Below are 10,317 nucleotides of genomic sequence, written 5' to 3'. Positions count from 1 at the left end.
GGCTCGTTTAGACAGTGTTCGATTTCTAATCATCCCGGAAAGGTATCATTTCAGTGCGAAATCATCGCCCTGAACAGGACGTAGCATTATGAAGACACATCCACAGTACGAACCCTGGTTGCAGGGCATGCTCATCATCGCGAAATATTATCGGCTGGATTTTTCGGCGGAGCATGTTCGGGTCACGATTAACCATGAAAGCCAGTCTCCACGCCAGCTGGTGCTGGAGGAGATGGCGCGCCAGCTTGGGCTGGGGATGCGTTGGGTGGCGGCGGGAGCCGTAGCGCTCGATCCGTGGCGTTTACCGCTGCTGGCGGAGTTCACCGGCGGGCAAATTGCGGTCATCAACCGTATGGACAACGAAGGGAACGTCAGCGTGCAGTTTAGCGGCGACGGGGGCCTGGAGACGACGCTGACGCGCGACGAACTCGGTTCGCGGTTAAAGGGGCTGATGGTGCTGCGTCCCCTGGAGTCCACGCCGGATGCGCGCGTGGATGATTACATCAAACCCTATGAGAAAAACTGGTTCTGGCAGCTGGCGCTGAAAGACTGGCGTCGTTACAGCGACATAATGCTGGTGGCGCTGGTCGCCAACGTGCTGGCGCTCTCCGGCATGGTCTTTTCCATGCAGGTGTATGACAGGGTGGTGCCGTCCCAGTCGGAGGCCACGCTGTGGGTGCTGTTTGGCGGTGTGATGATCGCCATCGTGTTTGAATTCATCATGCGCATGCTGCGGGTGCATATTTCGGACGTGGTAGGGAAACGCGCCGACCTGCGTATTTCCGAGCGCGTGTTTGCCCACGCCCTGAGGATTAAAAACGGCGCACGGTCGAAATCGACCGGGTCGTTTATCGCCCAGATCCGCGAGCTGGAGTCGGTGCGGGAGCTGATCACTTCCACCACCATTGCCGCTATCTCCGATCTGCCGTTCTTCCTGCTGTTCGTCTTCATTCTGTGGATGATTGGCGGCCCGCTGGTGCTGGTGGTGCTGCTGGCCGTACCGCTGCTGCTCATTCCCGGCCTGCTGGTGCAGCGCCCGCTGGGAAAACTCTCCAGCGAAGGGATGCGTGAATCGGCGATTCGTAACGCCACGCTGGTGGAAGCGGTGCAGGGGCTTGAGGACATCAAGCTAATGCGTGCCGAGCAGAGGTTCCAGAACCAGTGGAATAACACCAATGACGTTGCCGCGAGCGTCGGCATGAAGCAGCGCTGGCTGACGGGGCTGCTGCTGACATGGACCCAGGAGGTGCAGTCTATCGTCTACGCCGTGGTGCTGCTGGTGGGGTGTTATCTGGTCATCAGCGGCGACATGACCACCGGTGCGCTGGTGGGGACCTCGATTCTGGCGTCCCGGACCATTGCGCCCCTGTCGCAGATTTCCGGCGTGCTCTCCCGCTGGCAGTCGGCAAAGGTGGCCCGCAAGGGGCTGGATGACCTGATGCAGCGCCCGATTGACGATCCCCAGCACGGCAAAAAAGTGCATAAAGCCCATCTGCGCGGTGATTATCGGCTGGACGACGTTGGGTTTTATTACGATGAAGAAGAGAAGCTTACCGTGCTGAATATCAGCAAACTGCGCATTCACGCCGGGGAGCGCGTGGCGGTGCTCGGGCGTAATGGTTCGGGGAAAAGCACCTTGCTGCATCTGCTGGCGGGAATGCAGGAGCCGCAGCAGGGCAGCATTTTGCTGGACGATATTGCTCTCAATCATCTTGACCCGGCCGACGTGCGCCGCGACATGCAGTTGCTCAGCCAGCAGGCGCGGCTGTTCTTCGGCTCCGTACGCGACAACATCCTGATGGGTAATCCGCTGGCGACAGACGAGGAAATCCATCAGGCGCTGGTCAACAGCGGCGCGCTGGAGTTTGTGCGCAAGCAGAAAATGGGGCTGAACACCATCATCAATGAGGGCGGAACGGGGCTTTCCGGCGGGCAACGTCAGGCGCTGCTGCTGGCGCGCGCGCTGATCACCTCGCCGAATATTCTGCTGCTGGATGAACCCACCGCCTGGCTGGATGAGGTCAGCGAGAAGCAGTTTATCCAGCATCTGCACCAGTGGCTCGGTAAGCGCCGGACGCTGGTGGTGGCGACGCATCGTCTGCCGATTCTGGACCTGGTTGACCGCATCATCGTCCTGGAAAACGGCAAAGTGGTGATGGATGGCCCTCGTGATGCCATTTTACGCCAGCACGGAATGGCCCCGCAGCAGGCGCCGCAGCGCACGGTTAAACTGAAAACGGAGGGCGTGGCATGAATGATTTCTCCCGCTTTAACAGCCGGCTGAAGGAGCCCCGCCTGCCGCGTTCGTCGCTGGTGGCATGGTCGCTGTTTGCCCTGCTGGTGGTCTTTATAACCTGGGCCAGCCTGTTCCAGCTGGATGAGGTCACGACGGGTAGCGGCAAGGTGATCCCGTCCTCCCACGAGCAGGTGATCCAGTCCCTGGAAGGGGGGATTATCCACAGTCTGATGGTGCGCGAGGGCGATATCGTCGAGCGTGGTCAACAGCTTGCCCAACTGGACCGGACGAAAACCGAGTCCAGTGTGCTGGAGAGCGAGTCTCGATTAAACGCTGCGATGGCGACGGCCGCGCGTCTGAATGCTGAGGTAAACGACACCGGGCTGACATTCCCGGCAGAGCTGGATGACGACGTTGAGTTGGTCAAACAGGAAACGGCGCTTTATCAGTCACGTCGCGAAAGCCTTGAAAAAGGGCTGGCGGGTTTACGCCAGGGAGCAGATCTCGTGCAGCGTGAACTGGCATTAACGCGCCCGCTAGTGACGCAGGGGGCGGCCAGTAAGGTCGAAGTCTTACGCCTTGAACGTCAAAAAAATGAGCTGGAGAGCAAAATCACCGAAATGAAAAACCAGTACTACGTTCGCGCCCGCGAAGAACTGGCAAAAGCGAACGCGGAAATGGAAGCGCAACGTTCGGTCATGAAAGGACGCGAAGATTCACTCACCCGCTTAACGTTTAATGCGCCGGTGCGTGGCATCGTGAAGGACATTGACGTGACGACGGTGGGCGGAGTGATCCCGCCGAACGGCAAACTGATGAGCCTGGTACCGCTTGATGACCAGATGGTGATAGAAGCGAAAATCTCGCCGCGCGATGTCGCGTTTATCCATCCTGGGCAAAAAGCGCTGGTGAAAATCACCGCTTATGACTACTCGATCTACGGCGGGCTGGAAGGGGAGGTGACGATGATTTCCCCGGATACCCTTCAGGACGAGGTGAAACGGGATGTTTATTATTATCGCGTTTATATTCGTACTGACAGTAACCATCTGACCAACAGGCAGGGCAAGGAATTCCCGGTGTTCCCGGGCATGATAGCCACGGTTGATATCAAAACCGGCAGTAAATCCGTCATTGATTATCTGCTGAAACCATTGAATAAGGCAAAAGAGGCGCTGCGCGAGCGATAAAAAAGGCGTTCAGCAAACCGAACGCCCGTCAGATCAGAGTGTAGGCGTCATGTTGACAGCATGGCGTCGTTCTTTTGGTACCACGTTGATGTAATGTGTGACATACGCAAAATATAATCCGGCATAATTTTCGACCAGCTCGATAAAGGCCGGGTAAATTGACATCCGGCCATCGCCGCGATCTTTAAGATAACCTGCCTCCTGCGCCGATTTGATAATGCGGTTGACGTGGATACGCGAGACGAAAAATTCTTTTGCCAGTGTGCTGGCTGAATACGCTATTATGGCACCGTGTGCTGTTTTGTTTTTAATGGCCTGCAAATAGAGATAGAGCATAATCATTCGGCCACCATCCTTATCAATAAATAAACCCACCTCCGGAAGCACTTTCCTGAATGTTAATCCGCGGAAAAGGTACTCTGCGGCGCGCCGGAAAAAGTTGTGCCTCAAAATGTCATTGTCCAGAAGGTTAACATTAATGTTGAATGTCGGATAAAGAATGCTGACAGGCGTAAATGCCCCAGACATATAGCGTTTCAGCTCATCCAGTCCTTTTTCCGTTGGCGCGATTTTTGTTTTTCGGCGATCTTCGGTACAGCGCCAGGTCTTAATTCGCCCGGTGGTCTTAAGTATGGTGATGATCGCGATAACACTGTTAGGACTGGCGATATTATAGCGGGTACACAGTGCCTTTATCTCTGAAACTGACTCAGCCTGATTACCAAAAACAAAACAACACATTGACAGTATTATGTTGAAGCGTGATTCCTGAAGCATCGTTTTGTAGAACAAGGGTTGTTTTTTATAAATGGCATCATTGATTCTGTAGTGCTCTGTTATAGCTTCACCAAATCGCGGGTTGTTTTTAATAACATCCCTTCGATGTAGCAAAGCCCTGGATGAAATGTGATTATCCATAGCATTTTCTCTTTTTGTCTGGGCCGATAAGATGAAGTGTCCGGTCTTCTTTTTCGGAATTTTCATTATACCTTGTGAAGTGCATATTTACTGTCGTTATATGAAAAGAAAGTAATATTTATACTGCATATGGATGAGTGGGTTGATTAACGCAAAGATGTTCCCGCGCATAACATTGATAACGGTTTATTAACCAAATGGGGTGCGGTAAAATTATTCAATGCGACAAAGAATATTGGCTTTAATCACATTTGGGAATGATATTTACATTCTCAGGAGCAGGTTATGTCTCAAAATTTACCTTTTATGCAAGGTACATGCTACAAGCAACGATTCGTTATTTCAGCCTGCGGTTTCACCTTCGAGGGGTATAGCCTGCTTCTCAAGTCTCGTGGCGTAAACGTCACGCGGCTCCATTTTGAAGATGATGAAGTTTGCTCAGGTGATGTGCAAAAAATGATGCAAAATCAACAGCCTGAGATTTCTGTTTTTCTTGGTCGCGACGTGACTGCCTTTCTTGAAAGCCTGAAACGGTTGGTCTCGGTTCTGAATGCACTGCCGGTTATTTGTAGCGTGACCCTGTATGGTGCAATACCAGAAAGGTGGCTTTATGCCACGCTGAAAAGTCTCGTTAATAATACCAGATCGTTGTCGAGGATCAGGGTGGCGAATATTTCAGAGGTAATGAATTGTGTAGAGAGTATTTCTGATGTGCATGCCGATTCGTCACGTTTATTGCGTGAAGGACCTGAGAAGGAAGGTAAGGAAAGCCTGCATGGTTTAACAAAACGTGAGTTAACCGTATTGCTGAATTTTTATCGGGGTATTTCGATAAAAGAGCAGTCAGCGAGGTTAGGGTTGTCAGATAAAACCATTTATACCCATCGGAAAGTGGGGTTGAGTAAATTATATCTTATCAGAGTGTGGTTTAGCGATGCACGTGTCTTAAGGGATGAGGTCTGTGCAGTAAAGAACAAAGCGCAGGGGTTTTCGGAAGCAGAAATAAATATATTGCAGGCGTTACATAAGCGGGAAATCTTTGCGGCTTATCAAATTATTACCGATAGCGATAAAAAAGGAGTAGGCTTTGAAATTCTGCTGCGCTGGCATAAAAACGGTCAGGTCCTGAAACCAGGCCAATTTCTGGATGGGATAAAAAATGGCGAAATTTGGCTCAAGCTGACGGCGTTAGTCATTCACGCGGCCGTATCAGGTATCAACAGATACAATGGAAAATATTATTTTTCGGTTAATATTCCTCCTCAACTGGCTGCCGGGAACGCGCTGCCGGGAATGGCGAAAAAAGCCGTTGAAATGTTACTGAAACCGCAGTGGGCCGGGAAACTTGTCTTCGAATTAGCTGAAACCATTGATGTAACAAAGGATCCAAATATTCCTGTCACTCTCCAGCGTTTACGCGCCGAGGGATGCCGGCTGTTTCTGGATGATTGCTTTTCCAGAAATTACGCTATGTTACCCATCCGACAGATTAATGTTGATGGACTGAAGCTTGACCGCGATATAGTTGAGCACTTTGTTGCTAACGACAATGACAATAGCATTATTAAAGCGATACAGATATACAGCGACATGACGGGAAGGGAATGCGTTGCGGAAGGCGTCGATAGCGAAGAAAAATTTGAAAAACTTGTCGCATTAGGAGTTAAGCGCTTCCAGGGATATTATCTTTCCCGGGCGGTTAAAGAAGAAGAGCTGGATCGAATGGTACGGCTATTTAGTTAATGGCTTCACTATACTGGTGGTACGACAGACTTAACTCTTCGACCACCAGCAAAAACAGTCACTCACCAGGGTAATAATCTGTTATCAGATATCATCGCGCGTAAAACCGACAACAATTTCAAGCGTGTTTCGAATGACATCGCAGGCTTCGGGCTCCTCGGTAATTTCGAGGGCGTGAATCAGTTGCAGGATAATCTCTTTATTTGAGAGATTGTCACCGGTCAGCATAATACAGCGTATTGCCGAGCCCAACACTTCAACCTCACCACTGAGATGCTTTCCAGCATTAAGAAAATGTTCCGCCAGTTCTTTATCGTGCAGGGCTTCAAAATTATACGTCTGCTGCATAATCGCTTTACTCATGGTGGTCACCGTTTCGGTTAAAATTAGTGTTTCTTGTCTGGGGTCAGAAGCGTGTTGTGAGTAAAGAGAGAGCGCATGCGTCCAATTTCATAATCGCCCATCACTCTTCCCCGGTCGTGCGATACGCCGGTTACACGCTGGCGCACTTCATCTTCAGCGGCAATCAATGCATTTTTACGTTCATCATTTGATTCAACGTTAGCCATCGCCCGCAGGCGATTAGCAAGAGACACAAAGGTAATAGGTCCGTTCTCTTTCAGTATGGATAATACGGCCTCACCGATAAGGTCATCCTTAAGTCGTTCAAATTTAGTTCTATGCATAGCTTCAATCTCACTCTGCTACACGCAGCAGGCTGTAGCATGGGGTTAGTCATCGCATTCAGGAGCTCTATTCTCACTCAGCATGACTAACTTAGTAAGTTAAAAAAACAGTGTTCAGGTTAACGCTCGAAGAAGAGGGCTATCAGACCGTTATAGTGCGCTTTCTCAACGTCAGACGTTGACTCTTCAATTCTGCGCAACAGCTTTGTACAGATTGTCATTCTGCTCAGTTGTACATTTTCTTTGATGATCTCACTGACGATAGCACCAAGGGTTTCCTGCTGTGTTGGGACATTATCCTTGTTAAAATACAAGGTGATAGCGCTTTCTGCTGTAGAGGGAGCATGGTTGCGACGCATAATTTTCCACCGTTAACAAACAATTTTGTAACATCAGTGGCATTGAATTTATACTATTCGATCAAATCTGTACATTAAAATTGTACAACTTTTCACAGGGATCGTGTTTTTGTCAGGAAAACTATCAACAATAGGGGGGGAAAGAGCAGGAAAGAGGGGAAAAGGAAAGGCCCCGAAGGGCCTGAAATTATTTACGTCCCAGCAGAAGTCCCAGAACGATACCTACCGCACCCGCAGCGATTAAGCCCGTTAAGGGATTGTTTCTGACGGCTTCAGTGACATCCGAGACGGCATCACTGGCCTGGGCAGCATATTTTTTCGCTGCACCTTTCACCTGGTGTTTAGGGGAATCAACGAATTCACCAAACTGCTGCTGCGCAGAGCCGGATAATTCATCAAGTTTGTTTTTGGCTTTATCGCCAGCGTACTGTGCATTTTTATCAGTGTCGAAATCAGACATTCCAGCCTCCTTTTGTTGGTAGTCTAAGGATAGACGCTGATTGCAGGAGTGAGCGAGAATTCGCTGAAATCGACGCCTGATTGCCCCTTTTTAGGACATGTCTTTCTTACATGACCACCATAATGTCCAAAAAATGTCGTTCTCTACGCAGCGCGAAGAGACTGTTTCTGCCGTGCGTGAGTGCGAAAGGTAACGTAATAGCCAAGGGATGCGGCCAGGCACAGCATATAGCCGAATGATTCCGAACCTTCCTCCACGGCGTTTTTCACGACGCGCATATAGCCATGCTCCAGGATGTCGTGCCACAGCACCTGCATTCCAAAGAGGCGGGAGAAGACCAGTACAGCCAGCAGGCCGCTCAACAGAATGCCGTACCAGGGGGATTGGGTATATTTTGCCAGCTGTTCCAGGGTAGCGCGAAAATGCATAACGGGGCGAATTAACGCCAGCAGAGCGGTAATCAGCGCGAACCACACCCAACTCCCATGAGAAATGAGATCAAAAAGCGCGTCCAGTTCACGAATTAGCATTGTCAGGAAAAATCCGCCCACCAGAATATTACAGTAACGCATGGATTCGTCCATTTTCGCCAGACGAAAATGGAGAAAGACAATAGTCGCTAATACCGTTTCCTGCATAATTTCGGTCAGTGATAATTCCGGAATATCATGGCCGACAAACCGCATATCAACCCAAAGACACAGTACAATAAGTGCGCAAGCGGCTGCTGCGCCAACGAAGAATAAAAAGCTCTTTAGTACAATCATTAACACCACCATTTTGTTTGTAGCGAGTATGTTAGGTGACGAGAATGTTATTTCTGTTCACATTGTGCCATATAAGTGCGGATTTTTAACATTTTGAGCTAAATAGGGTTGGTCACGACGAGACGAAAGCGTAAATATCGTCAGCCTCGTCTGTGCTGTTTAGGCGGGCGCTGTCATTACGGAGGGTGCCTTCAGGCAACGGGATGTTAGGGTATTGAGGGACCAGCGAGAGGTGGAAAACACAGCTGCGGAACTATCTTGTCGATATTTTCTTAAGAACGAACTCTGATAGAGAAAGCGTTCAGTTCCACAAAAAATGCTGTTTCTCCACCCTGGCAATTATTTTTCTTCTGTGTACTCACCTTTTGATTTCAGTTTATCTCTAACAAGGTTGGCGCAACTGGTTGCATTCTGTAAACTCTGATCGTTTACAATAGAGGACCGAGATTTTAAAACTTCGTTGTAAGCATCTTTAACTTTCGGACTGACTGTTGCAGCATAACTATCTGGCGGGAAGTCACCCAAAGGTTCTTTGTCACCGCTTAAGGCCTTAGCACAAGCATTATTAATTTGGTCATCAATGCTTAATTGATTTGCGTTAGCAGATAACGAAAAAGCTACAACCAAAGAGGCGAGAACAATTCTTTTCATACTTAGTCATTCCTTAATGATGAAGCGTTGTGATCCGAATTCAATTTGTAAAACCCAATTGTGATAGTAATATTTATCAAAGTGTATGGAAATTCTATTAGATAAACCGGATCCGAACCAGTTTCAGCAATGTTTTCTGTCCGAACATGCTGCACCCGACTTATTTTGTTTAATACAGGCTAAATGTTAGCAAAGATAAATATATCCAACAGTATTAGTCTATTCTTTTTCGTATTCTTATGATACCTACGTTCTTTAGTGGGGGTTAGTGTGATTGCACAAGTCTTTTAAAGTAGGATTTTTAAGAAAGAATGACGTTGTATGACTTCATCTGTACCACACTTGCATTACACTCAATAACAAGAACAACCAACACGTTAATTTTTAAGGGACAGTGCATGGCTGCCATGGATTTATCCAAAATGGGCACTGCCAAAGTGGTGCTGAATACCAGTGATTGCAATCATATAGTTATAGAAAAGTGGCCTGTCAGCGATGTTGAGTGGGCCTTTTATCTCTACGCGGCAACAGAGCTTAATCAGGCAGGGATTGCTACGCCAACGCTTTTGTCTGCTGATGCCACCTTACGCCAGTTAAGACTGGAGTATATTCCTTATAAGGTTGATCAGACCGCTGTGGCAAACGATTATGCCATAGCTATGCTGGGGCGCCTGCATCGCTATCCTGCAAATTCTGAATGGCTCTATCATACGCATACGTGGACAGAAACAGCGCTTGAAAACGCTCTCATGCTTTTGGCATTGCCTGAAAAAAATGCCCGGCAGCTTCGACGATTTCAGCAGAATAGTAATGCGTTATTCGCTTGCCAAAGCCTGGTTTCCGGCGACAGCAATGCAGGCAACTGGGGAAGAAGAGAAAGCGGTAATTTAGTTCTTTTTGACTGGGAAAGGTTTGGCAAAGGGAGTCCTGCTATTGACCTGGCTCCCCTCATAAGGGGAATGGGGACAAAACAAGAATTTATAGACCTTGCAGGACGCTATTGCCAGCTATCCTCCCATCAAAATATCAGGGAGCTGGCCAGAGAAATTGCTATTGTCAAAGCCTGGATTGTCACGGAAGTGATTGTCCTGCTTCATATGCGGCAAAAGAGTGCATTTCCCTTGTATCTCAACTGGTACAGAGAACATCTTCCCGACTGGTTAGACAACGTGGAAAAAATGTTATGAAGCATGATTTCTAAAAATTCTGCTTTTTATAGCAATACCTACTTTTCGCTCCTGACGCACCTGATTACCCACTTCTGATATATCAGCGAGTCACTAATATTAACTCGCTGATTTTTCACA

Annotated in this window: 11 protein-coding genes; 4 read left to right on the top strand and 7 right to left on the bottom strand. The window is 48.7% G+C overall.

The features are described from left to right. Window positions 1-88 precede the first annotated feature (88 nt). Window positions 89-2,254: a type I secretion system permease/ATPase gene (locus tag ACWKXX_RS10530; protein WP_040117621.1), complete on the top strand. Its 2,166-nt coding sequence runs from the start codon at window positions 89-91 to the stop codon at window positions 2,252-2,254. Then, window positions 2,251-3,426: an HlyD family type I secretion periplasmic adaptor subunit gene (locus ACWKXX_RS10525; RefSeq protein ID WP_032104109.1), complete on the top strand. Its 1,176-nt coding sequence runs from the start codon at window positions 2,251-2,253 to the stop codon at window positions 3,424-3,426. Before ACWKXX_RS10530 ends, ACWKXX_RS10525 begins: the two co-directional genes overlap by 4 nt. 33 nt (window positions 3,427-3,459) lie before the next feature. Here the strand turns inward: ACWKXX_RS10525 and ACWKXX_RS10520 are convergent, their stop codons facing one another. Further along, entirely contained in the window at window positions 3,460-4,344 is an 885-nt protein-coding gene (locus ACWKXX_RS10520; protein WP_023296585.1) for a hypothetical protein, read from the bottom strand. A gap of 285 nt (window positions 4,345-4,629) precedes the next feature. On the opposite strand from ACWKXX_RS10520, the gene ACWKXX_RS10515 reads away from it, so the two are divergent. Next, window positions 4,630-6,087: an EAL domain-containing protein gene (locus ACWKXX_RS10515; protein WP_045339755.1), complete on the top strand. Its 1,458-nt coding sequence runs from the start codon at window positions 4,630-4,632 to the stop codon at window positions 6,085-6,087. A gap of 84 nt (window positions 6,088-6,171) precedes the next feature. Here the strand turns inward: ACWKXX_RS10515 and ACWKXX_RS10510 are convergent, their stop codons facing one another. From ACWKXX_RS10510 to ACWKXX_RS10485, 6 genes are all read right to left on the bottom strand, one after another. Next, window positions 6,172-6,450, bottom strand: coding sequence for a biofilm development regulator YmgB/AriR family protein (locus tag ACWKXX_RS10510; RefSeq protein WP_017384011.1), 279 nt, complete (start codon window positions 6,448-6,450; stop codon window positions 6,172-6,174). 23 nt (window positions 6,451-6,473) lie between these two features. Beyond that, window positions 6,474-6,773: a hypothetical protein gene (locus tag ACWKXX_RS10505; protein ID WP_017693452.1), complete on the bottom strand. Its 300-nt coding sequence runs from the start codon at window positions 6,771-6,773 to the stop codon at window positions 6,474-6,476. A 119-nt stretch (window positions 6,774-6,892) separates the two neighbouring features. Beyond that, window positions 6,893-7,132, bottom strand: a complete 240-nt coding sequence (gene ycgZ / locus ACWKXX_RS10500) for a regulatory protein YcgZ (RefSeq protein ID WP_003857265.1) — start codon at window positions 7,130-7,132, stop codon at window positions 6,893-6,895. 187 nt (window positions 7,133-7,319) lie between these two features. Next, a complete protein-coding gene (locus tag ACWKXX_RS10495) occupies window positions 7,320-7,592 on the bottom strand; it encodes a DUF883 family protein (protein WP_003857263.1) in 273 nt (90 codons plus the stop codon). A gap of 143 nt (window positions 7,593-7,735) precedes the next feature. Beyond that, window positions 7,736-8,359: a hypothetical protein gene (locus tag ACWKXX_RS10490; protein ID WP_032104107.1), complete on the bottom strand. Its 624-nt coding sequence runs from the start codon at window positions 8,357-8,359 to the stop codon at window positions 7,736-7,738. Between the two features lie 339 nt (window positions 8,360-8,698). Next, a complete protein-coding gene (locus ACWKXX_RS10485; RefSeq protein WP_023303710.1) occupies window positions 8,699-9,010 on the bottom strand; it encodes a hypothetical protein in 312 nt (103 codons plus the stop codon). A 398-nt stretch (window positions 9,011-9,408) separates the two neighbouring features. Between ACWKXX_RS10485 and ACWKXX_RS10480 the strand changes: the two genes are divergently transcribed. Further along, a complete protein-coding gene (locus ACWKXX_RS10480) occupies window positions 9,409-10,197 on the top strand; it encodes a phosphotransferase family protein (RefSeq protein WP_261666253.1) in 789 nt (262 codons plus the stop codon). Window positions 10,198-10,317 lie beyond the last annotated feature (120 nt).

This window comes from Enterobacter sp. UPMP2061, assembly GCF_053709615.1.
This window is presented reverse-complemented; position numbering and strand designations above follow the sequence as displayed.

Coding starts and splice junctions, on each gene's coding strand:
- ACWKXX_RS10510 (WP_017384011.1), bottom strand. CDS start 6,450: ATGAGTAAAGCGATTATGCAGCAGACGTATAATTTTGAAGCCCTGCAC.
- ACWKXX_RS10515 (WP_045339755.1), top strand. CDS start 4,630: ATGTCTCAAAATTTACCTTTTATGCAAGGTACATGCTACAAGCAACGA.
- ACWKXX_RS10480 (WP_261666253.1), top strand. CDS start 9,409: ATGGCTGCCATGGATTTATCCAAAATGGGCACTGCCAAAGTGGTGCTG.
- ACWKXX_RS10505 (WP_017693452.1), bottom strand. CDS start 6,773: ATGCATAGAACTAAATTTGAACGACTTAAGGATGACCTTATCGGTGAG.
- ycgZ (WP_003857265.1), bottom strand. CDS start 7,132: ATGCGTCGCAACCATGCTCCCTCTACAGCAGAAAGCGCTATCACCTTG.
- ACWKXX_RS10495 (WP_003857263.1), bottom strand. CDS start 7,592: ATGTCTGATTTCGACACTGATAAAAATGCACAGTACGCTGGCGATAAA.
- ACWKXX_RS10520 (WP_023296585.1), bottom strand. CDS start 4,344: ATGGATAATCACATTTCATCCAGGGCTTTGCTACATCGAAGGGATGTT.
- ACWKXX_RS10490 (WP_032104107.1), bottom strand. CDS start 8,359: ATGATTGTACTAAAGAGCTTTTTATTCTTCGTTGGCGCAGCAGCCGCT.
- ACWKXX_RS10485 (WP_023303710.1), bottom strand. CDS start 9,010: ATGAAAAGAATTGTTCTCGCCTCTTTGGTTGTAGCTTTTTCGTTATCT.
- ACWKXX_RS10525 (WP_032104109.1), top strand. CDS start 2,251: ATGAATGATTTCTCCCGCTTTAACAGCCGGCTGAAGGAGCCCCGCCTG.
- ACWKXX_RS10530 (WP_040117621.1), top strand. CDS start 89: ATGAAGACACATCCACAGTACGAACCCTGGTTGCAGGGCATGCTCATC.